Genomic DNA, 22,405 nt, shown 5'->3' with positions numbered 1-22,405 from the left:
TCATGGCCTTTTCTCAAGCGGTCAGCGGCCTGAATGCTGCGGCCACCAACCTGGACGTCATTGGCAACAACATCGCCAACTCCGCGACCTATGGTTTCAAATCCGGTTCTGCGTCTTTTGCAGATATGTTTGCCGGTTCCAAAGTGGGTCTGGGCGTAAAAGTTGCGGGCATCACTCAGGACTTTACCGACGGTACCACCACCAACACCGGTCGTGGCCTGGACGTTGCCATCAGCCAGAACGGTTTCTTCCGTATGGTCGATGCAAACGGCTCGGTGTTCTACAGCCGTAACGGCCAGTTCAAGCTGGACGAAAACCGTAATCTGGTGAACATGCAGGGGATGCAGTTAACGGGTTATCCGGTTGCCGGGACGCCATCAACGGTTCAGACCGGTGCGAACCCACAGGTTATTAATATCCCGACCACGCTGATGGCCGCGAAGTCCACCACCACAGCTTCCCAGCAGATTAACCTCAACTCCACCGATACCGCACCGACCGCCGCCTTTGATCCGGCTATCCCGGACACCTACAACAAAAAAGGCACGGTGACCGTTTTCGACAGCCAGGGTAATGCGCACAACATGAACCTGTTCTATGTCAAGGATGCGACCCCGGCGAACTCCTGGAAAGTGTATGCCCAGGACGGCAGCGTGGCAGGGAGCACGGCGGCACTGGCGACGACACTGACCTTCGATAATAACGGTACGTTGATCGGGGGTGGAAACATCAACATCACTACCGCGACTATCCCAGGTGCGGACCCGGCGACCTTCGCGATGAGTTTTGCTAACTCCATGCAGCAGAACACCGGTGCGAACAATATCGTGGCGACCAACCAGAACGGCTTCAAGCCGGGCGATCTGGTCAGCTATCAGATTAATGATGACGGCACCGTCGTCGGGAACTACTCCAACGAGCAGACTCAGGTGCTGGGCCAGATCGTGCTGGCAAACTTTGCCAACAACGAAGGGCTGAAGTCTGAAGGCGATAACGTCTGGTCGGCGACTCAGTCCTCCGGCGTGGCGCTGCTGGGTACGGCGGGAAGCGGTAACTTCGGCACGCTGACCAACGGCGCGCTGGAAGCCTCTAACGTGGACCTGAGTAAAGAACTGGTGAACATGATTGTCGCGCAGCGTAACTATCAGTCGAATGCGCAGACCATCAAGACCCAGGATCAGATCCTCAACACGCTGGTTAACCTGCGTTAAGCGGCTAACAGGAAAGCGCAATGGATCACGCAATATATACCGCGATGGGCGCGGCAAGTCAGACGCTCAGCCAGCAGGCCGTTACCGCCAGCAACCTGGCAAACGCCTCTACGCCGGGCTTTCGCGCGCAGCTGAATGCGCTGCGCGCGGTGCCGGTGGAAGGGCTCTCCCTGCCGACCCGTACGCTGGTGGCGGCATCCACCCCGGGCGCAGACATGACGCCAGGGCAGATGGATTACACCTCACGCCCGCTGGACGTTGCTCTGCAGCAGGACGGCTGGCTGGCGGTGCAAACGGCGGACGGTGGTGAAGGCTATACCCGTAACGGGAATATCCAGGTCAGCGCGACCGGCCAGCTGACGATTCAGGGGCATCCGGTGATGGGTGAAGCGGGCCCGCTGACCGTGCCGGAAGGCTCTGAGCTGACCATCGCCGCGGACGGCACCATCTCGGCGCTGAACCCGGGCGATCCGGCCAACACCGTTGCCCCCGTCGGGCGTCTGAAGCTGGTCAAAGCGGAAGGCAAAGAGGTGCAGCGCGGCGACGACGGCATGTTCCGTCTGACCCAGGCAGCTCAGGCTACCCGTGGTGCCACATTACAGGCCGATCCGAGCATCCGCGTGATGTCCGGCGTTCTGGAAGGCAGCAACGTTAAGCCGGTAGCCGCCATGAGCGACATGATCGCCAGCGCCCGTCGTTTTGAAATGCAGATGAAAATTATCAGCATCGTGGACGAAAACGCGGGCAAGGCTAACCAACTTCTGTCGATGAGTTAACAGGACTCTTTATGATCAGTTCTTTATGGATCGCGAAAACTGGCCTGGACGCGCAGCAAACCAACATGGATGTGATTGCCAACAACCTGGCAAACGTCAGCACCAATGGTTTCAAGCGTCAGCGCGCCGTTTTCGAAGATTTGCTTTATCAAACCATCCGCCAGCCGGGCGCGCAGTCTTCTGAACAGACGACGCTGCCGTCAGGCCTGCAGATCGGTACCGGCGTTCGCCCGGTGGCGACCGAGCGTCTGCACAGCCAGGGCAACCTGTCTCAGACCAACAACAGCAAAGACGTGGCGATCAAAGGCCAGGGCTTCTTCCAGGTGCAGCTGCCTGACGGGACCTCTGCCTACACTCGTGACGGTTCCTTCCAGGTCGATCAGAACGGTCAGCTGGTGACGGCGGGCGGTTTCCAGGTTCAGCCTGCGATCACCATTCCGGCGAACGCCCTGAGCATTACCATCGGCCGCGACGGCATCGTGAGCGTGACCCAGCAGGGGCAGGCCGCGCCGGTCCAGGTCGGACAGCTCAACCTGACCACCTTCATGAACGATACCGGTCTGGAAAGCATTGGTGAGAACCTCTACACCGAAACGCAATCCTCCGGTACGCCAAATGAAAGTACGCCAGGCCTGAACGGTGCCGGTCTGCTGTATCAGGGGTATGTTGAAACCTCCAACGTGAACGTGGCGGAAGAGCTGGTGAATATGATCCAGGTCCAGCGCGCGTATGAAATTAACAGTAAAGCAGTCTCGACGACCGATCAGATGCTGCAGAAACTGACGCAACTCTAAGGTGTAGCCCGGTGCGGTAAACCCCGCACCGGCTCCCTGTTTTCGAAGATGAAGGCAATGCAAAAAAACGCGGCGTTTCGTTATCCGATACTGACTGTTCTGGCCGTCACCCTCAGCGGGTGCGCTTTGATCCCGTCTAAACCATTGGTCCAGGGTGCGACGACTGCCCAACCCGTTCCTGGCCCTGCGCCAGTTGTAAACGGCTCCATTTTCCAGACCGCGCAGCCGATTAACTACGGCTATCAGCCGCTGTTTGAAGATCGCCGCCCGCGTAATGTCGGCGATACATTGACCATTGTGCTGCAGGAAAACGTCAGCGCGAGCAAGAGCTCGTCGGCGAACGCCAGCCGCGATGGCAAAACCAATTTTGGCTTTGACACCGTTCCACGCTATCTGCAGGGCCTGTTCGGCAATGCCCGTGCGGATGTTGAGGCCTCCGGCGGCAACACCTTTAACGGTAAAGGTGGCGCGAACGCCAGCAACACCTTCAGCGGAACGCTGACGGTCACGGTTGACCAGGTGCTGGTTAACGGCAATTTACACGTCGTGGGTGAAAAACAGATCGCCATTAACCAGGGCACTGAATTCATTCGCTTCTCGGGCGTGGTGAATCCACGCACCATCAGCGGCACCAACACCGTTCCGTCCACCCAGGTGGCGGATGCGCGCATTGAGTACGTCGGTAACGGCTACATTAATGAAGCGCAGAATATGGGTTGGCTGCAGCGCTTCTTCCTTAATTTATCGCCGATGTAAGCGAGGTGACCCATGTTTAAATCGATCTTCGCCGCGGCGCTGGTTCTTGTCGCAACGTTTGCCCAGGCCGACCGCATTCGCGATCTCACCAGCGTTCAGGGCGTCCGCGGGAACTCGCTGATTGGCTATGGCCTGGTGGTGGGGCTGGACGGTACCGGTGACCAGACCACCCAGACGCCGTTTACCACCCAAAGCTTAAACAACATGCTTTCCCAGCTCGGCATTACCGTGCCGGCGGGAACCAACATGCAGCTAAAAAACGTGGCCGCGGTTATGGTCACTGCCTCCTACCCGGCGTTTGCGCGCCAGGGGCAGACCATTGACGTGGTGGTCTCCTCAATGGGTAACGCCAAAAGCCTGCGCGGCGGTACGCTGCTGATGACCCCGCTTAAAGGCGTCGACAGCCAGGTCTACGCGCTGGCGCAGGGGAACATCCTGGTCGGCGGGGCAGGCGCATCCGCTGGTGGAAGCAGCGTACAGGTGAACCAGCTGAACGGCGGGCGCATCACCAACGGTGCGATCATCGAGCGTGAACTGCCGACCCAGTTTGGCGCGGGCAACACCATCAACCTGCAGCTGAATAATGAAGACTTCACGATGGCGCAGCAGATTGCCGACACCATCAACCGCAGCTATGGCAATGCCACGGCACTGGATGCGCGTACCGTGCAGATCCGCACCTCCACCGGCAGCAGCAACCAGGTGCGCATGCTGGCGGATATCCAGAATCTGGAAGTGAACGTGCCGGTGCAGGATGCCAAAGTGATCATCAACTCCCGTACGGGCTCCGTGGTGATGAACCGGGAAGTGTCGCTGGATAGCTGTGCCGTGGCGCAGGGTAACCTGTCGGTGACGGTTAACCGTTCCGCCAACGTCAGCCAGCCGGATACACCATTTGGTGGCGGCCAGACGGTAGTGACGCCGCAAACGCAGATTGATTTACGCCAGAGCGGCGGTTCCCTGCAGAGCGTGCGCTCCAGCGCCAACCTGAACAGCGTGGTGCGTGCCCTGAACGCCCTGGGCGCGACGCCGATGGATCTGATGTCCATTCTGCAATCGATGCAAAGCGCGGGCTGCCTGCGCGCCAAACTGGAAATCATCTGATGCTGACCGATAGCAAACTGTTGACCAGTGCCGCCTGGGACGCCCAGTCGCTCAACGAACTGAAAGCCAAAGCAGGTAAAGACCCGGCGGCGAATATCCGCCCGGTCGCCCGCCAGGTGGAAGGGATGTTTGTACAGATGATGCTGAAGAGCATGCGCGAAACCCTGCCGAAAGACGGGATGTTCAGCAGCGATTCAACGCGTCTCTACACCAGCATGTATGACCAGCAGATTGCGCAGCAGATGACCGCCGGTAAAGGCCTCGGTCTGGCTGACATGATTGTCAAACAGACCGCTGCCGCACAGGGTGTTCAGCCAGAAGAGCAGCCGCCGCAGGTGCCGATGAAGTTCGACCTCGAAACGGTGACCAGTTATCAGAACCAGGCGCTGACGCAGATGGTGCGTAAAGCGATACCGAAAGCAACGGGCAGCGGCGACGAGGCGCTCTCCGGTGACAGCAAAGACTTCCTGGCGCAGCTTTCTCTGCCAGCACGGCTTGCCAGTGAACAGAGCGGCGTGCCTCACCACCTGATTCTGGCCCAGGCCGCGCTGGAGTCGGGCTGGGGCCAGCGCCAGATCCGCAAGGAAAACGGCGACCCGAGCTTCAACATCTTCGGCGTGAAGGCCACCTCCAGCTGGAAGGGACCGACCACGGAGATCACGACTACGGAATACGAGAACGGCGCGGCGGTGAAGGTGAAAGCCAAATTCCGCGTTTACAGCTCGTATCTGGAAGCCTTATCCGATTATGTAGGCCTGCTGAGCCGAAATCCGCGTTATACCGCCGTTACGCAGGCGGCAACGGCGGAGCAGGGCGCTCAGGCTCTGCAAAACGCGGGCTACGCGACCGACCCGAACTACGCGCGCAAGCTTACCAGCATGATCCAGCAGCTGAAATCCATGGGCGAGAAGGTCAGCAAAGCCTATAGCACAGATATCGAAAATCTGTTCTGAAAGTTCTCAAGTCCCGGTGGAGGTTGCCGATAACCTTCATCAGGACTCGTGTCTGAACGTATAAAAGGAACCCCCATGTCCAGTTTGATTAACAGCGCCATGAGTGGCCTCAGTGCCGCGCAGTCGGCACTCAATACCGTCAGTAATAATATTTCAAGCTATAACGTGGCAGGTTACACCCGCCAGACGACGGTGCTGGGTGCATCTAACAGCACGCTGACCGGCGGTGGCTGGGTGGGTAACGGGGTGTATGTCTCCGGTGTCCAGCGTGAATATGACGCTTTCATCACCAACCAGCTGCGCGCCGCGCAGACCCAGAGCAGCGGCCTGACTACGCGCTATCAGCAGATGTCAAAAATTGACGATGTGCTCTCCGATACCACCAACTCGCTTTCCACCACCCTGCAGGATTTCTTTAAGAGCCTGCAAACGCTGGTGAGCAACGCGGAAGACCCGGCTGCGCGTCAGACGGTGCTGGGAAAAGCGGGCGGCCTGGTCAACCAGTTCAAAACCAACGATCAGTATCTCCGCGATCAGGATACGCAGGTGAATACGGCGATCGGAACCAGCGTTTCGCAGATCAACAACTATGCCAAACAGATTGCCAATCTGAACGATCAGATTTCCCGCCTCACCGGCGTCGGCGCGGGCGCATCGCCTAACGATCTGCTCGACCAGCGCGATCAGCTCGTCAACGAGCTGAACAAAATCGTGGGTGTGGAAGTTTCGGTTCAGGATAGCGGCACGTTTAACATCTCTTTCGGCAACGGCTACAGCCTGGTGCAGGGCAGCAAAGCTAACCAGCTGGCTGCCGTGAAGTCTAGCGCCGATCCTTCCCGCACCACTATCGCCTACGTCGATGAAGTTGCGGGTAATGTCGAGATCCCGGAAAAGATGATCACCACCGGCTCGTTAGGCGGTTTGCTGACCTTCCGCGCCGAAGATCTGGATAAGGCTCGTAATAACCTGAACCAGATGGCGCTGGCGTTTGCTGACGCGATGAACAAGCAGCATGAGGCCGGCTTTGATGCCAACGGCGATGCGGGCGGCAAGCTGTTCGGCTTCGGTTCTCCGGCTGTGCTTTCCAACAGCAAAAATAGCGGTACGGCGGTCGTCAATGCCACCGTTGCGGACAGCACCAAAGTTCAGGCAACGGACTATAAGCTGCAGTTTAACGGCACCGACTGGACCATCACCCGCACGTCGGACAAGACCAGCTTTACCATGAGCCCGGATGCCAGCGGCAATCTGTCGTTTGATGGTCTCAACGTGAACGTCAGCGGTTCGGCCAACGCCAAAGACAGCTTTACCGTGAAGCCCGTCTCTGACGTCATCATGAATATGGAACTGTCGATCAGCGACGAATCCAAACTGGCCATGGCCGCGGTGCAGAACGGCGGTGAGAGCGACAACCGCAACGGGCAGAAAATGCTCGATCTGCAAAACAGCAAAGTGGTTGGCGGGAACAAAACCTTTAACGATGCCTATGCCTCACTGGTGAGCACCGTAGGGAGCACCACCGCTTCACTGAAAGTCAGTAGCCAGACGAAAGCCAATGTGGAAACGCAGTTAATCAAGCAGCAGCAGACCATCTCTGGGGTAAACCTCGACGAAGAGTATGGCAACCTGCAGCGTTATCAGCAGTATTACCTCGCCAACGCGCAGGTGCTTCAGACTGCCAGTACGCTCTTCGATGCAATTATCAACATTCGTTAAGGTTGAGGTGAAAAATGCGTATTAGCACCCAGATGATGTACGAACAGAACATGCGCGGGATCACCGATTCCCAGAGCAGATGGCTGAGCTACGGTGAACAAATGTCCACCGGCAAGCGCGTTAACCGTCCGTCGGACGATCCTATCGCGGCTTCACAGTCTATTGTGCTGTCACAGTCTCAGTCTCAAAACAGCCAGTTCGCGTTAGCGCGCACCTTTGCCACGCAAAAAGTGTCGCTGGAAGATAACGTGCTGACCCAGGTGAACACCGCGTTATCAAGCGTGCGTGAGAAGCTGGTCTACGCGTCAAACGGCACCTTAAGCGATGACGACCGTCTCTCTCTGGCGACCGATATCCAGGGGATCCGCGACCAGCTGATGAACCTGGCTAACACGACGGATGGCAATGGTCGCTTTATCTTTGCGGGATACAAAACCGAGAGTGCACCGTTTGATGCCGCAACCGGCACCTACAATGGTGGTACTGAGGCGATCACTCAGCAGGTCGATACGGCGCGAAACATGGCGATCAGCCATACCGGCCAGCAGATCTTTGAGAGCATTACCAGCAATGCACAAGAGTTGCCGGGCGGTGGGTATGGCGATACCAACATGTTTAAAATCCTTGATTCCGCCATTGCTTCGTTGAAAACGCCGATTGAGAACGATCCGGCCGCGACCGCCGCGCAAGGCCAGGTGATTTCCAACGCGCAGATCGGTATTAAAAACGCTCAGAACAACGTCCTGACGGTCGTTGCGGATGTGGGTACTAAGCTGAACGAACTGGAAAAACTCGATACCCTGGGTGACGACCGCGCGCTGGGTCAGACTAAGCAGATGAGCGACCTGGTGGACGTGGACTGGAACGAAGCTATTTCCTCTTACACCATGCAGCAGGCGGCCCTGCAGGCTTCTTATAAAGCGTTTAGCGATATGCAGGGCATGTCTCTGTTCCAGCTGAACAAATAACATCTTGACCTCTTGGAACATGTCTTGAAACTGGGCATGTTTTACTGCCCAATCCGTCTGGATTGGGCATTTTTTTTATGCCATTTCTGCTGGTGCCGAGGCGACCCGCGCGCTTTCAATCATACGGATTGCCAGCGCAATGATGCCGCAAACCGTTGCCAGCGCAACCACGCCCGTCCAGCCAGCCAGCGTGTAAATATTGCTGCCTAACGCTGAACCCAACGCCATGCCGATAAAGATCACGGTAAAGAGCAGGGCGTTCAGACGACCCCGCGCCTGTGGCTCAAGGCTGTAAACCAGATTCTGGTGCGCGACCAGGCTGGACTGCAGGCCCAGATCGAACCCGATAGCAGAGACGGCAATCAGAATCAGCTGTCCGTGAACTCCCAGGGCGGGCATCAGGAACATCAGGGCAAACGAGACGGTCACAAGGACGGCACCAAGCTGCGTGACTTTCCCTGCACCCAGTTTATCCGCCAGGCCGCCCGCCAGCGGGGCTGCCAACGCACCGGCTGCCCCTGCGATACCAAAACCACCGGCGACGGCACTCCCGAGGTGATAGCGTTCCAGCAGCATGACCGCAAGCGTAGACCAGAAGGCGCTAAAGGCTATCGACAGAAAACCCTGGGCCAGCGCGGCACGGCGCAGAGCGGGATAGCGACGCCACAGATGTTCCATCGAGCGCAGCAGAGCGGGATAGCTCAGCGTGGAGTGAACGGCGAAACGAGGGAGTACGGCCCACATCACCACGCCGATAAACGCAATACTTCCCGCAGCCAGCTGATACATCACGCGCCAGCCAAACGCTTCGCCCACCACGCCGCTGACGGTTCGGGAGAGCAAAATGCCCAGCAGCAGACCGGTCATCACCGTACCCACGGTTTTCCCCTGTTTGCCTTCCGGCGCAAGGATCGCCGCAGCCGGGACAATATCCTGCGCCATGGTGGCGGCCATGCCGATGAGCAGGCTTGCCAGCAGCAGAGAGTGGATCTGTCCGGTCAGGCTACAGCCCAGCAGGAACAGCGCCAGGGCCGCGCTCTTTATCAGGATTAATGTTCTGCGGTCGTGGCGATCGCCGAGCGGCAGCAGGAACAGGATCCCTGAGGCATATCCCGCCTGGGTGAGGGTCGGGACCAGGCCCATTCCTTCGATACTCAGGTGAAGGTCGGCGCCCATCAGAGGGAGCAGAGGCTGGGCATAATAGATGGATGCCACGCTGAAGCCTGCACCGAGCGCCAGCATTAAGATTACCCAGCGGCTTACGGCATGGGCGGCGGTTGTTGTGTTCATAAGACGTTCCTCATTCATCGTGTGAGGCTATTTTTTATCAGTACGCCTTGCGGCGGTAGCGGGCGCGGTGGTAAAACGCTTATACGTTGAACGTATAGATGAAAAGTAAATGAAAAGAGTTGAGCGTATAGACAGGGTAGAGCTGATGCGAACGTTTGTCCGCATTGTGGAGGCGGGTTCCCTTTCTGCGGCGGCACGGCAGCTGGACACCACCCAGGCTACGGTGAGCCGGCGGCTGCAGTCGCTTGAGACAATGCTGGGCGTGCGTCTGATGTTGCGCACCACCCACACGACGCGGCTGACGGATGACGGGGAGCGCTGCTATCAGCATGCCCGTCGGGTAATTGACAGCTGGCTGGCGCTGGAAGATGAGGTGGGGCAGACGGAAGATGAACCTGTAGGCGTGCTGCGGGTGCGGGCACCGCATGCGTTTGGTCAGGATCAGCTCCTGAAACCACTAACCGAATTTCTACAGCGTTATCCGCAGCTTTCTATTGAGTGGATGCTCAACGATCGGTCGGCTGATTTTCTGGGCGACAACCTTGACTGCGCTATTCGGGTGGGAATGGAAGTCGACCCGGCGACCGTGTCCGTACTGCTGGCCGAAGTGCCGCGCTCGGTGGTGGCTTCTCCGGCATTACTGGACCGCTTTCCGACGGTTAACACCCCGGAGGATCTGCAGCAGCTTCCCTGGATTGCCATCAGCTCTTTCTACCAGCGCCATGTGGAGCTTTTTCACGAGGCATTATCCGCCACCGCGCGCGTGATAATTACCCCACGCCTGAGCACTGACAGTCTGTATGTCGCACGCAATACGGCACTCACCGGTCTTGGCGTGGCGGTAGTATCCAGCTGGACGGTACAGGATGATATCCGGGAAGGTCGGCTGGTACATTTGCTGCCAGAGTGGCAGCCGGCGGCGTTACCGGTGCATCTGGTTTACCCCTGGTCCCGGTATTATCCTGCGCGCTTGCGGCGATTTCTGGAGCTAATGCGGCAGATCATGCCGGAGGTCACCGGGATGAGAAAGCCCGTGCAGCAGCCATAAAAAAAGCCGACCCGAAGGTCGGCTTTTTACTTTCTGCGTCGTTATTCGACAGACTGCGGACGCGTCGCTGGTGCAGTCGCCTGATGCGTTGCACTGTGGCCGCCTGCAGCGCCTTTACCGTCAAAGTTGAACGCCGGGCGAACCCAGTCGCTGTGACGCGGTGCTTCAGGCACATACTCTGGTGCCGGAGCGCGCGTCATCGGCGCTGTCGCAACGTGAGCAGGAGCGGCAACAACCTTAACCGGCTCTGGTTCCACTTCAGGCGCTTTCGCTTCTTCAACAACCGGTTCAACCTGAATCTCAACGTCCTGAACGATTTCTTCAGTGGTGGTTTCTACGACGGTTTCAGCGGCTTCTTCCACTGCGGCTACTGGTTCAGCCTCTTCAGCGACTTCCTCAGCCACCACGACATCTTCTTCGGCGATAATCTGCGGTGCGGCATCAACCGGCGCGGCAATCACTTCAGGATGGGTGGTTTCGACGTCCACTGCGTGTGTTTCTGCCGCTTCAACAACCTGAGGTTCAACCACGGTTGCTGCTTCGGTCACCGCATCTTCAACCGCTGCTACAGGAGCAATCACCTCTTCGGTCACAGCCTGCTCTTCAACAGCCTGCTCCAGGCGAGCGACCGGATAACGGATCCAGACTTTGCCGGATGCCATCTCTGGTGACGCGCACGCCACGGTCAACGGCATTGGAGACTGAGTCGGATAACGCTCGTCACGGTAGCGACGACGACGCTGGCCACTCACGCGCAGATGACGCGGAGAACGGCGGGAGCGACGCGGCATACCTGCGTTGTCACGGTTTTCACCGTTTTCATCCTGCTCAACGTTATTGTCCACGACGGCTGGCAGGTCAACTTTTGCAACCTGCGTGCCTGTTGCGGTTTCTGCCGCTTCAGCCGCAACTACGGTAGTTTCTTCTACCGGAGCCGCACCAACGCGCACTTTCTGTGACAGCTGGCGCTGCTTACGACGAGGCATCACCTGAGTACGTTCTTCCTGCTCGCCGTCCTGCTGCTCAGCGGGCTCTTCGCGGTTCAGGTTTTTAACTTCCTGCTGCGCCTGACGCTTCTCGTCGTTACGACGACGGTTGCGTTCGCGGCGTGGCTGCTGCTCGTCGCGCTGTTTGCTCTTCTCGGACTCATCGCCCGCCTGCTGGCGAATTTCACGATCTTCAACATTCTGCTGCTGTTTCTCGCGACGGTTGCGACGGTTGTCTTCGCGCTGGTCACGGCCTTCGTTATTGTCTGAACGGCTGTCACGACGCTCGTTACGGTCGCTGCGGTCGTTACGATCGCGGCGGTTGTTCTGACGCTTGCGACGGTCCTGCTGACGTTCAGGTTTGGCTGCTTTAGGTTCTTCTTTCGGCTGCTCTGGCTGAACTTCTTCACCCGCAAACATCTTCTTCAGCGCGCCGAAGAAGCGGCTCAGCAGACCCGGTTGCGCCGGCTGGGCTTTCACTGCAGTTACTTCTGGTTTCTGCGCCGCCGGTTTGGCTGCAGGTTTTTCCAGCGCCGCTTCCGGTGGTGCTTCAGGCATAATGAAGGTCGCTAACGCAGGCTGCTCTGGCAGTTTGCGCTCGGCAGGTTCTTCATCGGAAGGCAGCGCCATCTCTTCTTCATGCAGCTTCGGCAGCAGGTAGCTGAGGGTGCTGGTCTCTTCGCCCTTACGGACACGCAGCACGTGATAGTGCGGGGTTTCCATCTGGTCGTTTGGCACGATGATGCAGCGAACGCCGCCCTGACGCGCTTCGATTGCGCTGACCGCTGCACGTTTTTCGTTCAGCAGGTAGGAGGCAATCGGCACAGGCACAATGGCGTGAACCTCTTTGGTGTTCTCTTTCAGCGCTTCTTCTTCAATCAGACGCAGGATAGAGAGAGACAGCGATTCGTTATCACGCACGGTACCGGTACCGGAGCAGCGCGGGCAGACGTGATGGCTGGACTCACCCAGCGACGGGCTCAGACGCTGGCGGGACATCTCCAGCAGGCCGAAGCGCGAGATGTGGCTAATCTGGATACGCGCGCGATCCTGACGCACCGCTTCACGCAGGCGGTTTTCAACCGCGCGCTGGTGGCGAACAGGGGTCATGTCGATGAAGTCGATAACAATCAGACCGCCCAGGTCGCGCAGGCGGAGCTGGCGGGCGATTTCATCAGCGGCTTCAAGGTTGGTGTTGAAGGCCGTCTCTTCGATGTCCCCGCCGCGGGTTGCACGCGCGGAGTTGATGTCGATAGCGGTCAGCGCTTCGGTGGTATCGATAACGATAGAACCGCCGGACGGCAGGCGCACTTCACGCTGGAAGGCGGACTCGATCTGAGATTCGATCTGATAATGGCTGAACAGCGGGATTTCACCGGTGTACAGTTTAATTTTGCTGGTGAAATCCGGACGACCCAGCGCGGCGATGTGCTGGCGAGCCAGCTCAAGCACTTTCGGGTTATCGATCAGAATCTCACCGATGTCCTGACGCAGGTAATCACGGAAGGCACGCACGATAACGTTGCTTTCCTGGTGGATCAGGAACGGAGCAGGGCGGCTTTCTGCGGCTTTCTGGATAGCTTCCCAGTGCTTCAGACGGAAGCTCAGGTCCCACTGCAGCGCTTCGGCAGATTTGCCCACGCCCGCGGTACGCACGATAAGCCCCATGCCATCCGGCAGCTCAAGGCTTGCCAGCGCTTCTTTCAGCTCGGTACGGTCATCACCTTCGATACGGCGAGAGATGCCCCCCGCGCGCGGGTTGTTTGGCATCAGCACCAGATAGCTCCCCGCCAGGCTGATAAAGGTGGTCAGTGCGGCACCCTTGTTGCCGCGCTCTTCTTTATCAATCTGAACGATAACTTCCTGACCTTCACGCAGAACATCTTTGATGTTTGGGCGGCCATGGGCGTTGTAGTTTGCAGGGAAATATTCGCGGGCGATTTCTTTCAGAGGGAGGAAACCATGACGCTCAGCACCGTAATCGACAAATGCAGCTTCAAGGCTTGGTTCAATGCGGGTGATTTTACCTTTGTAAATGTTCGCTTTTTTCTGTTCGTGTCCAGGACTTTCGATATCCAGATCGTACAGGCGCTGCCCATCCACAAGGGCGACACGCAACTCTTCTTGCTGAGTTGCGTTGATTAACATTCTTTTCATCGTAACTTACTCGTTATTCTTACATTGACGACAAAGCTGCGGGCAAGGTGACGCTTTCCGGGGTATGAACCGATGGCCTCGTGTCTGTTCACGTCGCCAACCTCACGGTTGTCGCTCGCTTAAGAGGCGCAGAGTGTCGGTTGCCTGTATTTCATACGGAAACACAGCGCAATTATCAGGGGAATTGCCTGGGTAGAACTCTCCAGAGAACAATCCTTATACCGGGAAGTACTGCAACCCGCAGCCCGCTAACTGCCTGAAAGATCAATACGTCTTACGCCATTGCTGCGTGGATGATCGGTCAGACAAAATTGGTCATTCCGTCGACATCCTTACAAAACCCGGATTTAACGCGGAAAACAGCCCCATTATTCCACTGCTCGCCGGGTTATAGCAAGATGACTTTTACCAATTATCACCCGGTTACTCACAGTTTCTTCACCTCAAGGTGGTGATTGGTTTAATAACCACCAAATCGATTGCGTGAAACGGGGCGCAGGCCGGATAAAAGTAAATATAAGCATAGAAAAATGAGTGGCGCTAATGGCTGACGATATTTAGAATCGCCAACCATGAAAACAGAGACTCCAGCCGTAAAAATGGTTGCTATCGCGGATGACTACGCGGGGCAACGCATCGATAACTTCTTGCGCACCCAACTGAAGGGCGTGCCAAAGAGTATGATTTACCGCATCCTGCGTAAGGGCGAGGTGCGGGTGAATAAAAAACGCGTGAAGCCTGAGTATAAGCTCGAAGCCGGTGATGAAGTGCGTATTCCACCGGTGCGCGTGGCTGAACGTGAAGAAGAGGGGGTTTCGCCGAAGCTGCAAAAAGTCGCGGCCCTGAGCGATGTCATCCTTTATGAGGACGATCATATTCTGGTGCTGAATAAGCCATCGGGTACCGCGGTCCACGGTGGTAGCGGTCTGAGCTTCGGCGTGATTGAAGGGTTACGTGCGCTGCGTCCGGAAGCCCGTTTCCTCGAACTGGTTCACCGCCTGGACCGTGATACCTCAGGCGTGCTGCTGGTAGCGAAAAAGCGTTCAGCGCTGCGTTCCCTGCACGAGCAGCTGCGTGAGAAGGGCATGCAGAAAGATTATCTGGCGCTGGTGCGCGGTCAGTGGCAGTCCCACGTGAAGGTGGTGCAGGCCCCGCTGCTGAAGAACATTCTGCAAAGCGGCGAGCGCATTGTGCGCGTGAGCCAGGAAGGGAAACCGTCGGAGACGCGCTTTAAGGTTGAAGAGCGCTATGAGTTTGCCACGCTGGTGCGCTGCAGTCCGGTGACGGGGCGTACCCATCAGATTCGCGTGCATACCCAGTTTGCGGGCCATCCGATTGCGTTTGATGACCGCTACGGCGACCGGGAATTTGATAAACAGCTGGCGGGCACGGGCCTGTCGCGTCTGTTCCTGCATGCGGCAGCGTTGAAGTTTACCCATCCTAATACCGGGGAAGTTATCCGTATTGAAGCGCCGCTGGACGAGCAGTTGAAACGCTGCCTGAAGGTTCTGCGCGGCTGATTAGGTGCCGGGTGGCGCTGCGCTTACCCGGCCTACGAAACCCGTAGGCCCATGCAAGCGAAGCGCCGCTGGGCATAACTTACACGATCAGCGGATTACACTCTTCTCGCCTTAACATCTGGCACAAGGCAATCAGCGGCAATCCCACCAATGTGTTCGGATCCCGACCGTCCAGCTTGTCGAACAGCGCAATTCCCAGCCCCTCACTTTTGAAGCTTCCTGCGCAGTTCAGCGGACGTTCCCGGCGCACGTAGTCCATAATCTCCTGCTCGCTAAGATGGCGGAAGTGTACGTCGAACGGCTCACACTCGCTTTGCAGGTGGCCGGAGGCGGAGTTATAGAGTGCCAGGCCCGTGTAAAAGGTCACGATAGTGCCCCGCGCACGCAGAAGCTGCTGGCAGGCATTCTCCTCCGTATGGGGCTTGCCGGTGATTTCGCCGTCCAGCACGCAAACCTGATCGGAGCCTATAATCAAATGTGCAGGATAACGTGCGGCCAGCGATTGCGCTTTCTCCTTAGCGAGACGCGTTACCAGATGACGCGGTGATTCGCTCGGCTGCGGCGTCTCATCAACGTCCGGCGCGGCGCATTCAAACGGGATCCCGAGCTTTTCCAGCAGCGTTCGACGGTAGGGAGAAGTGGAAGCAAGGACGAGATTTGGCATATTTTTATCACCAGATATAGCGTATCGATGCCAGCCATTTTAAACTACAGGCCGCAATGTGTGCGAATAATTGGCAAAAGGCAGCTCTGGTTGCCTTTTTCTTTGACTCTATGACGTTACAAAGTTAATATGCGCGCCCTATGCAAAAGGTAAAATTACCCCTGACTCTTGATCCGGTTCGTACGGCTCAAAAACGCCTCGATTACGAAGGTATCTATACTTCCGATCAGGCCGAGCGTATTGCCGAATCTGTAGTCAGTGTGGACAGTGATGTAGAATGCTCCATGTCGTTCGCTATCGACAACCAGCGTCTCGCCGTTTTAACCGGTGATGCAAAGGTAACGGTAACGCTCGAGTGTCAGCGTTGCGGGAAACCGTTTGTACAGCATGTTCACACAACGTATTGTTTCAGTCCGGTTCGTTCTGACGAACAGGCTGAAGCACTCCCGGAAGCGTATGAGCCGATTGAGGTTAACGAATTCGGTGAAATCGATCTTCTGGCTCTGGTTGAAGATGAAATCATCCTCTCCTTGCCAGTTGTTCCGGTGCATGATTCTGAACACTGTGAAGTGTCCGAGGCGGACATGGTCTTTGGGGAACTGCCTGATGAAGCGCAAAAACCAAACCCATTTGCCGTATTAGCCAGCTTAAAGCGTAAGTAATTGAGGAGTAAGGTCCATGGCCGTACAACAGAATAAACCAACCCGTTCCAAACGTGGCATGCGTCGTTCCCATGACGCGCTGACTGCAGTTACCAGCCTGTCTGTAGACAAGACTTCTGGTGAGAAACACCTGCGTCACCACATCACCGCTGACGGTTTCTACCGCGGCCGCAAGGTTATCACTAAGTAATCGCGCGAAAGCGTGATTAGGCTTAGTGAGGATTTCCCCGTGCAAACGGGGAAGTTACCGAACCAGGCTGCGACGATACCTTGACACGTCTAACCCTGGCGTTAGATGTCATGGGGGGAGATTTTGGCCCTTCCGTGACAGTGCCTGCAGCATTGCAGGCACTGAATTCTAATTCGCAACTCACACTTCTTTTAGTCGGCAATCCCGACACAATCACGCCATTACTTGCAAAAGCTGACTTTGAACAACGTTCGCGTCTGCAGATTATTCCTGCGCAGTCAGTTATTGCCAGTGATGCACGCCCCTCACAGGCGATTCGTAATAGCCGTGGCAGCTCTATGCGCATGGCGCTGGAGCTGGTAAAAGAAGGGCGAGCGCAGGCTTGCGTCAGCGCCGGCAATACCGGTGCGCTGATGGGGCTGTCGAAATTACTGCTCAAGCCGATTGAGGGCATTGAGCGCCCGGCACTGGTGACGGTGTTACCGCATCAGCAGAAGGGGAAAACGGTGGTGCTCGATTTGGGCGCTAACGTGGATTGTGATAGTACCATGCTGGCTCAGTTCGCCGTGATGGGGTCGGTGCTGGCAGAAGACGTGGTCGGGATCAACAATCCCCGCGTTGCGTTATTGAATATTGGTGAAGAAGAGACCAAAGGCCTGGACAGCATTCGCGACGCTGCTGAAATGCTCAAACAGGTTCCCTCCATCAACTATATTGGTTATCTCGAAGCCAATGAGTTGCTGACGGGAAAAACGGATGTTCTGGTGTGCGATGGCTTCACCGGAAACGTAACGTTGAAGACCATGGAAGGGGTCGTGCGCATGTTCCTTTCTCTGCTGAAATCTCAGGGAGAAGGCAAAAAAAGCGCCTGGTGGTTGATTTTATTGAAGCGTTGGTTACAAAAGAGCCTGACGCGGCGATTCAGTCACCTCAACCCCGACCAGTATAATGGCGCCTGTCTGTTAGGATTGCGCGGCATCGTGATTAAGAGTCATGGCGCCGCCAATCAGCGAGCATTTTCTGTCGCCATTGAACAGGCAGTGCAGGCGGTGCAGCGACAAGTCCCTCAGCGGATTGCCGCTCGCCTGGAATCTGTATTAGCTAAAAGTGACTGAGCGTACATGTATACGAAGATTTTAGGTACCGGCAGCTACCTGCCAAAACAAGTGCGTACCAACGCCGATCTGGAAAAAATGGTAGATACGTCTGACGAGTGGATTGTCACGCGCACAGGTATCCGTGAACGTCGTATCGCCGCGCCAGACGAAACCGTGTCCACCATGGGTTACGAAGCCGCACAGCGCGCTATCGAAATGGCGGGTATCGATAAAGAAGAGATTGGCTTGATCGTGGTTGCCACGACGTCTGCCACGCATGCTTTCCCAAGCGCGGCGTGTCAGGTGCAGAACATGCTCGGTATTAAAGGCTGCCCGGCGTTTGACGTTGCCGCCGCGTGCGCAGGTTTCACCTACGCGCTGAGCATTGCCGATCAGTATGTTAAATCTGGCTCCGTCAAATATGCGCTGGTTATCGGTGCTGACGTTTTGGCACGTACCTGCGATCCAACCGATCGCGGAACGATCATTATTTTCGGTGATGGTGCCGGTGCGGTGCTGCTGGGGCAGTCCGAAGAGCCGGGTATCATCTCCACGCATCTGCATGCCGATGGCCGCTACGGCGAGCTGTTAACGCTGCCTAACGCCGATCGCGTTAATCCGGACAGCTCCATCTACCTGACCATGGCGGGTAACGAGGTGTTCAAGGTGGCGGTGACCGAGCTTGCGCACATTGTCGATGAGACGCTGGAAGCAAATAACCTTGAACGCACCGCGCTCGACTGGCTGGTGCCGCATCAGGCGAACCTGCGTATCATCAGCGCCACCGCTAAAAAGCTGGGTATGTCGATGGATAACGTTGTGGTGACGCTGGATCGTCACGGCAACACCTCTGCGGCGTCGGTACCGTGCGCATTTGATGAAGCGGTACGCGACGGACGAATCAAACGGGGCCAGCTGGTCTTGCTTGAAGCCTTCGGTGGCGGGTTCACCTGGGGTTCCGCGCTGGTTCGTTTCTAGTATAAGGAATAAAAAATGACGCAATTTGCTTTTGTGTTCCCGGGCCAGGGTTCTCAAACCGTTGGGATGTTGTCTGAAATGGCAGCAAACTACCCGGTCATTGAAGAGACTTTTCGTGAAGCTTCTGATGCGCTGGGTTATGATCTGTGGGCGCTGACCCAACAGGGACCGGCCGAAGAGCTGAACAAAACCTGGCAAACTCAGCCAGCGTTGCTGACTGCGTCCGTTGCGCTGTGGCGCGTATGGCAGCAGCAGGGCGGTAAAGCGCCAGCGCTGCTCGCGGGCCATAGCCTGGGTGAATACTCTGCGCTGGTGTGCGCCGGTGTGATTGCGTTTGCTGACGCGGTGCGCCTGGTAGAACTGCGCGGTAAATTCATGCAGGAAGCGGTGCCAGAAGGAACGGGTGGCATGTCTGCCATTATTGGTCTGGATGATGCCGCGATTGCAAAAGCGTGTGAAGAATCTGCTGAAGGGCAGGTGGTTTCTCCGGTTAACTTCAACTCGCCGGGCCAGGTTGTTATTGCTGGTCATAAAGAAGCCGTTGAACGTGCCGGTGCTGCCTGTAAAGCCGCGGGCGCCAAACGCGCACTGCCGCTGCCGGTCAGCGTACCGTCTCACTGCGCACTGATGAAGCCCGCAGCCGAGAAACTGGCGGCTGAGCTGGAAAAAATTACCTTTAACGCACCGACGATTTCCGTTGTGAACAACGTCGATGTGAAATGCGAAACCGCGCCGGAGGCGATCCGTGACGCACTGGTTCGCCAGCTCTATAGCCCGGTACAGTGGACCAAAACCGTTGAGTTTATGGCCTCTCAGGGCGTTGAGCACCTTTATGAAGTCGGTCCTGGTAAAGTCCTCACCGGTCTGACGAAACGTATTGTTGACACCCTGACTGCCTCGGCGATTAACGAGCCGGAAGCGATGTCAGCGGCACTCTCGCAATAAAAGAGGAATACCATGAGTTTTGAAGGAAAAATTGCCCTGGTTACTGGCGCAAGCCGCGGTATCGGGCGTGCAATTGCTGAAACACTGGTCGCGCGCGGCGCGAAGGTGATTGGTACAGCAACCAGCGAGAATGGCGCTCAGGCCATCAGCGAGTATCTGGGTGCGAACGGTAAAGGTCTGGTACTGAATGTGACCGAACCTGCATCTATCGAATCTGTTCTGGAAAATATTCGCGCAGAGTTTGGTGAAGTGGATATTCTGGTCAATAATGCCGGGATCACTCGCGACAACCTGCTGATGCGAATGAAAGATGATGAGTGGAACGATATTATCGAAACCAACCTGTCATCTGTATTCCGTCTGTCAAAAGCGGTAATGCGCGCTATGATGAAAAAGCGTCATGGTCGTATTATCACTGTTGGTTCTGTGGTTGGTACCATGGGAAATGCTGGTCAGGCTAACTACGCTGCGGCGAAAGCAGGTCTGATCGGTTTCAGTAAGTCGCTGGCGCGTGAAGTCGCGTCCCGCGGGATTACTGTAAACGTTGTTGCTCCGGGCTTTATTGAAACGGACATGACGCGTGCGCTGACTGATGATCAGCGTGCGGGTACGCTGGCGGCAGTTCCGGCGGGTCGTCTTGGCGACCCTAAAGAAATCGCCAGTGCGGTTGCATTTTTAGCCTCTGACGAAGCGGGTTACATCACTGGTGAGACCCTCCACGTCAACGGCGGGATGTACATGGTTTAATCACGATCGAAAATATTTGCGTTATTAGGGCAAATGGCCTCAAAATAACGTAAAATCGTGGTAAGACCTGCCGGGATTTAGTTGCAAATTTTTCAACATTTTATACACTACGAAAACCATCGCGAAAGCGAGTTTTGATAGGAAATTTAAGAGTATGAGCACTATCGAAGAACGCGTTAAGAAAATTATCGGCGAACAGCTGGGCGTTAAGCAGGAAGAAGTTGTGAACTCCGCTTCCTTCGTTGAAGACCTGGGCGCAGATTCTCTTGACACCGTTGAGCTGGTAATGGCTCTGGAAGAAGAGTTTGATACTGAGATTCCGGACGAAGAAGCTGAGAAAATCACCACCGTTCAGGCTGCCATTGATTACATCAACGGCCACCAGGCGTAAGTGAACATCTCCAGGCGGTCATTCGACCGCCTGAGTTTTATCTTTTTTAGTCCCACGTAACTCTTTTTTTATCCCTCCCTGGAGGACAAACGTGTCTAAGCGTCGTGTAGTTGTGACCGGACTTGGCATGTTGTCTCCTGTCGGCAATACCGTAGAGTCCACCTGGAAAGCTCTCCTTGCCGGTCAGAGCGGCATCAGCCTAATCGACCATTTCGATACTAGCGCCTATGCAACGAAATTTGCTGGCTTAGTAAAGGATTTTAACTGTGAAGAGATCATCTCGCGCAAAGAACAGCGCAAGATGGATGCCTTCATTCAATATGGAATTGTCGCTGGCGTTCAGGCCATGCAGGATTCTGGCCTTGAGATTACGGAAGAGAACGCAACCCGTATCGGCGCCGCTATTGGCTCCGGGATTGGCGGTCTTGGCCTGATCGAGGAAAACCATACATCGCTGATGAATGGCGGACCGCGTAAGATCAGCCCGTTCTTCGTTCCGTCCACGATTGTTAACATGGTGGCAGGTCACCTGACCATTATGTTCGGCCTGCGTGGGCCAAGCATCTCTATCGCTACCGCGTGTACGTCTGGCGTACATAACATCGGCCAGGCCGCGCGTATCATTGCGTACGGCGATGCAGATGCTATGGTTGCGGGCGGTGCTGAAAAAGCCAGTACCCCACTGGGTGTTGGTGGTTTCGGCGCAGCACGTGCGCTCTCTACCCGTAACGATAATCCTCAGGCGGCGAGCCGTCCGTGGGATAAAGACCGCGATGGTTTCGTGCTGGGTGACGGCGCAGGTATGCTCGTACTGGAAGAGTACGAACATGCGAAAAAACGTGGCGCGAAAATTTATGCTGAAGTCGTTGGCTTCGGGATGAGCAGCGATGCGTATCACATGACGTCTCCTCCGGAGAACGGCGCGGGTGCTGCGCTGGCGATGGAAAATGCGATCCGTGATGCGGGTATTACCCCTGCACAGATTGGCTACGTTAACGCGCACGGCACTTCTACGCCTGCAGGCGATAAAGCAGAAGCGCAGGCGGTTAAGTCTATCTTCGGCGAGGCTGCCAGCCGCGTAATGGTCAGCTCCACGAAATCCATGACCGGTCACCTGCTGGGTGCGGCGGGTGCAGTAGAGTCAATCTACTCTATCCTTGCGCTGCGCGATCAGGCTGTGCCGCCAACCATCAACCTGGATAACCCGGATGAAGGTTGCGATCTGGACTTCGTTCCGCACGAAGCGCGTCAGGTTAGCGGTATGGAGTACACCCTGTGTAACTCCTTCGGCTTTGGCGGTACGAATGGTTCTCTGATCTTCAAAAAGGTCTGAGCCTGACTGCCTGAAAGCTATAAAAAAAGGTCCGCTTGGCGGGCCTTTTTTATTAGGGAAAATCCCCTTGTCCGGCTTTTAACATCCTGCCAGACTGAGCCTCCACGCATAAGGAGACA

21 protein-coding genes are annotated in these 22,405 nt (G+C 56.4%); 18 read left to right on the top strand and 3 right to left on the bottom strand.

The annotated features are described in order from the left end of the window. Window positions 1–2 precede the first annotated feature (2 nt). From flgE to flgL, 8 genes are all read left to right on the top strand, one after another. Window positions 3–1,211: a flagellar hook protein FlgE gene (gene flgE, locus IM299_RS18385; protein WP_193357919.1), complete on the top strand. Its 1,209-nt coding sequence runs from the start codon at window positions 3–5 to the stop codon at window positions 1,209–1,211. A gap of 20 nt (window positions 1,212–1,231) precedes the next feature. Further along, on the top strand, window positions 1,232–1,987 hold the full coding sequence (locus tag IM299_RS18380; protein WP_193357918.1) for a flagellar basal body rod protein FlgF: 756 nt from the start codon (window positions 1,232–1,234) through the stop codon (window positions 1,985–1,987). 11 nt (window positions 1,988–1,998) lie between these two features. Beyond that, window positions 1,999–2,781, top strand: coding sequence for a flagellar basal-body rod protein FlgG (gene flgG / locus IM299_RS18375; RefSeq protein WP_000625853.1), 783 nt, complete (start codon window positions 1,999–2,001; stop codon window positions 2,779–2,781). Window positions 2,782–2,838: 57 nt separating this feature from the next. Beyond that, window positions 2,839–3,537, top strand: a complete 699-nt coding sequence (gene flgH, locus IM299_RS18370) for a flagellar basal body L-ring protein FlgH (RefSeq protein ID WP_023311139.1) — start codon at window positions 2,839–2,841, stop codon at window positions 3,535–3,537. A gap of 12 nt (window positions 3,538–3,549) precedes the next feature. After that, a complete protein-coding gene (locus IM299_RS18365; RefSeq protein ID WP_028012706.1) occupies window positions 3,550–4,641 on the top strand; it encodes a flagellar basal body P-ring protein FlgI in 1,092 nt (363 codons plus the stop codon). Further along, window positions 4,641–5,594, top strand: a complete 954-nt coding sequence (flgJ, locus tag IM299_RS18360; protein ID WP_041910522.1) for a flagellar assembly peptidoglycan hydrolase FlgJ — start codon at window positions 4,641–4,643, stop codon at window positions 5,592–5,594. The genes IM299_RS18365 and flgJ overlap by 1 nt, the downstream gene beginning before the upstream one ends. Window positions 5,595–5,669: 75 nt before the next feature. Continuing rightward, window positions 5,670–7,310 carry a flagellar hook-associated protein FlgK gene (gene flgK, locus IM299_RS18355; RefSeq protein ID WP_048956760.1) on the top strand — a complete coding sequence of 547 codons (1,641 nt, stop codon included), beginning with the start codon at window positions 5,670–5,672 and terminating at the stop codon, window positions 7,308–7,310. 14 nt (window positions 7,311–7,324) lie between these two features. Continuing rightward, the gene (gene flgL, locus IM299_RS18350; RefSeq protein WP_193357917.1) at window positions 7,325–8,278 is read left to right on the top strand and encodes a flagellar hook-associated protein FlgL; all 954 of its coding nucleotides are present in this window, start codon (window positions 7,325–7,327) and stop codon (window positions 8,276–8,278) included. 75 nt (window positions 8,279–8,353) lie between these two features. Here flgL and IM299_RS18345 read toward each other — a convergent pair whose 3' ends face one another. After that, window positions 8,354–9,568, bottom strand: coding sequence for an MFS transporter (locus tag IM299_RS18345; protein ID WP_193357916.1), 1,215 nt, complete (start codon window positions 9,566–9,568; stop codon window positions 8,354–8,356). Between the two features lie 109 nt (window positions 9,569–9,677). On the opposite strand from IM299_RS18345, the gene IM299_RS18340 reads away from it, so the two are divergent. After that, window positions 9,678–10,616 carry a LysR family transcriptional regulator gene (locus IM299_RS18340; protein ID WP_193357915.1) on the top strand — a complete coding sequence of 313 codons (939 nt, stop codon included), beginning with the start codon at window positions 9,678–9,680 and terminating at the stop codon, window positions 10,614–10,616. A 41-nt stretch (window positions 10,617–10,657) separates the two neighbouring features. On the opposite strand, the gene rne is transcribed toward IM299_RS18340, so the two are convergent. Further along, entirely contained in the window at window positions 10,658–13,759 is a 3,102-nt protein-coding gene (gene rne / locus IM299_RS18335; RefSeq protein WP_193357914.1) for a ribonuclease E, read from the bottom strand. Between the two features lie 572 nt (window positions 13,760–14,331). On the opposite strand from rne, the gene rluC reads away from it, so the two are divergent. Continuing rightward, window positions 14,332–15,279: a 23S rRNA pseudouridine(955/2504/2580) synthase RluC gene (rluC, locus tag IM299_RS18330; protein WP_045630096.1), complete on the top strand. Its 948-nt coding sequence runs from the start codon at window positions 14,332–14,334 to the stop codon at window positions 15,277–15,279. 79 nt (window positions 15,280–15,358) lie between these two features. Here the strand turns inward: rluC and IM299_RS18325 are convergent, their stop codons facing one another. Further along, window positions 15,359–15,943, bottom strand: a complete 585-nt coding sequence (locus IM299_RS18325) for a nucleoside triphosphate pyrophosphatase (RefSeq protein WP_193357913.1) — start codon at window positions 15,941–15,943, stop codon at window positions 15,359–15,361. 140 nt (window positions 15,944–16,083) lie between these two features. Between IM299_RS18325 and yceD the strand changes: the two genes are divergently transcribed. The 8 genes from yceD (at window position 16,084) to fabF (ending at window position 22,286) form a co-directional block, all read left to right on the top strand. After that, the gene (yceD, locus tag IM299_RS18320; protein WP_021240759.1) at window positions 16,084–16,605 is read left to right on the top strand and encodes a 23S rRNA accumulation protein YceD; all 522 of its coding nucleotides are present in this window, start codon (window positions 16,084–16,086) and stop codon (window positions 16,603–16,605) included. A gap of 16 nt (window positions 16,606–16,621) precedes the next feature. Beyond that, a complete protein-coding gene (gene rpmF, locus IM299_RS18315; RefSeq protein ID WP_003857964.1) occupies window positions 16,622–16,795 on the top strand; it encodes a 50S ribosomal protein L32 in 174 nt (57 codons plus the stop codon). 80 nt (window positions 16,796–16,875) lie between these two features. Further along, a complete protein-coding gene (gene plsX, locus IM299_RS18310) occupies window positions 16,876–17,910 on the top strand; it encodes a phosphate acyltransferase PlsX (RefSeq protein WP_028012715.1) in 1,035 nt (344 codons plus the stop codon). A gap of 6 nt (window positions 17,911–17,916) precedes the next feature. Continuing rightward, window positions 17,917–18,870, top strand: a complete 954-nt coding sequence (locus tag IM299_RS18305; RefSeq protein WP_041910515.1) for a beta-ketoacyl-ACP synthase III — start codon at window positions 17,917–17,919, stop codon at window positions 18,868–18,870. Window positions 18,871–18,885: 15 nt separating this feature from the next. Then, window positions 18,886–19,815 carry an ACP S-malonyltransferase gene (gene fabD, locus IM299_RS18300; protein ID WP_028012717.1) on the top strand — a complete coding sequence of 310 codons (930 nt, stop codon included), beginning with the start codon at window positions 18,886–18,888 and terminating at the stop codon, window positions 19,813–19,815. A 12-nt stretch (window positions 19,816–19,827) separates the two neighbouring features. Further along, complete coding sequence (gene fabG / locus IM299_RS18295) at window positions 19,828–20,562, top strand: 3-oxoacyl-ACP reductase FabG (protein ID WP_010429699.1); 735 nt, start codon at window positions 19,828–19,830, stop codon at window positions 20,560–20,562. A 154-nt stretch (window positions 20,563–20,716) separates the two neighbouring features. Continuing rightward, the gene (gene acpP / locus IM299_RS18290; RefSeq protein WP_003857954.1) at window positions 20,717–20,953 is read left to right on the top strand and encodes an acyl carrier protein; all 237 of its coding nucleotides are present in this window, start codon (window positions 20,717–20,719) and stop codon (window positions 20,951–20,953) included. Window positions 20,954–21,044: 91 nt separating this feature from the next. Next, a complete protein-coding gene (fabF, locus tag IM299_RS18285) occupies window positions 21,045–22,286 on the top strand; it encodes a beta-ketoacyl-ACP synthase II (RefSeq protein WP_045630098.1) in 1,242 nt (413 codons plus the stop codon). Window positions 22,287–22,405: the final 119 nt, after the last annotated feature.

Source organism: Enterobacter cloacae complex sp. P47BA, assembly GCF_014930485.1.
Taxonomy (GTDB): Bacteria; Pseudomonadota; Gammaproteobacteria; order Enterobacterales; family Enterobacteriaceae; genus Enterobacter; species Enterobacter bugandensis.
Note: the sequence above shows the minus strand (reverse complement) of the source record. Positions and strands in the feature narration are given on the sequence as shown.

Bases quoted from the DNA above. Each gene is read 5' to 3' on its own strand.
- flgE (WP_193357919.1), top strand. From the start codon at position 3: ATGGCCTTTTCTCAAGCGGTCAGCGGCCTGAATGCTGCGGCCACCAAC.
- IM299_RS18380 (WP_193357918.1), top strand. From the start codon at position 1,232: ATGGATCACGCAATATATACCGCGATGGGCGCGGCAAGTCAGACGCTC.
- flgG (WP_000625853.1), top strand. From the start codon at position 1,999: ATGATCAGTTCTTTATGGATCGCGAAAACTGGCCTGGACGCGCAGCAA.
- flgH (WP_023311139.1), top strand. From the start codon at position 2,839: ATGCAAAAAAACGCGGCGTTTCGTTATCCGATACTGACTGTTCTGGCC.
- IM299_RS18365 (WP_028012706.1), top strand. From the start codon at position 3,550: ATGTTTAAATCGATCTTCGCCGCGGCGCTGGTTCTTGTCGCAACGTTT.
- flgJ (WP_041910522.1), top strand. From the start codon at position 4,641: ATGCTGACCGATAGCAAACTGTTGACCAGTGCCGCCTGGGACGCCCAG.
- flgK (WP_048956760.1), top strand. From the start codon at position 5,670: ATGTCCAGTTTGATTAACAGCGCCATGAGTGGCCTCAGTGCCGCGCAG.
- flgL (WP_193357917.1), top strand. From the start codon at position 7,325: ATGCGTATTAGCACCCAGATGATGTACGAACAGAACATGCGCGGGATC.
- IM299_RS18345 (WP_193357916.1), bottom strand. From the start codon at position 9,568: ATGAACACAACAACCGCCGCCCATGCCGTAAGCCGCTGGGTAATCTTA.
- IM299_RS18340 (WP_193357915.1), top strand. From the start codon at position 9,678: ATGAAAAGAGTTGAGCGTATAGACAGGGTAGAGCTGATGCGAACGTTT.
- rne (WP_193357914.1), bottom strand. From the start codon at position 13,759: ATGAAAAGAATGTTAATCAACGCAACTCAGCAAGAAGAGTTGCGTGTC.
- rluC (WP_045630096.1), top strand. From the start codon at position 14,332: ATGAAAACAGAGACTCCAGCCGTAAAAATGGTTGCTATCGCGGATGAC.
- IM299_RS18325 (WP_193357913.1), bottom strand. From the start codon at position 15,943: ATGCCAAATCTCGTCCTTGCTTCCACTTCTCCCTACCGTCGAACGCTG.
- yceD (WP_021240759.1), top strand. From the start codon at position 16,084: ATGCAAAAGGTAAAATTACCCCTGACTCTTGATCCGGTTCGTACGGCT.
- rpmF (WP_003857964.1), top strand. From the start codon at position 16,622: ATGGCCGTACAACAGAATAAACCAACCCGTTCCAAACGTGGCATGCGT.
- IM299_RS18305 (WP_041910515.1), top strand. From the start codon at position 17,917: ATGTATACGAAGATTTTAGGTACCGGCAGCTACCTGCCAAAACAAGTG.
- fabD (WP_028012717.1), top strand. From the start codon at position 18,886: ATGACGCAATTTGCTTTTGTGTTCCCGGGCCAGGGTTCTCAAACCGTT.
- fabG (WP_010429699.1), top strand. From the start codon at position 19,828: ATGAGTTTTGAAGGAAAAATTGCCCTGGTTACTGGCGCAAGCCGCGGT.
- acpP (WP_003857954.1), top strand. From the start codon at position 20,717: ATGAGCACTATCGAAGAACGCGTTAAGAAAATTATCGGCGAACAGCTG.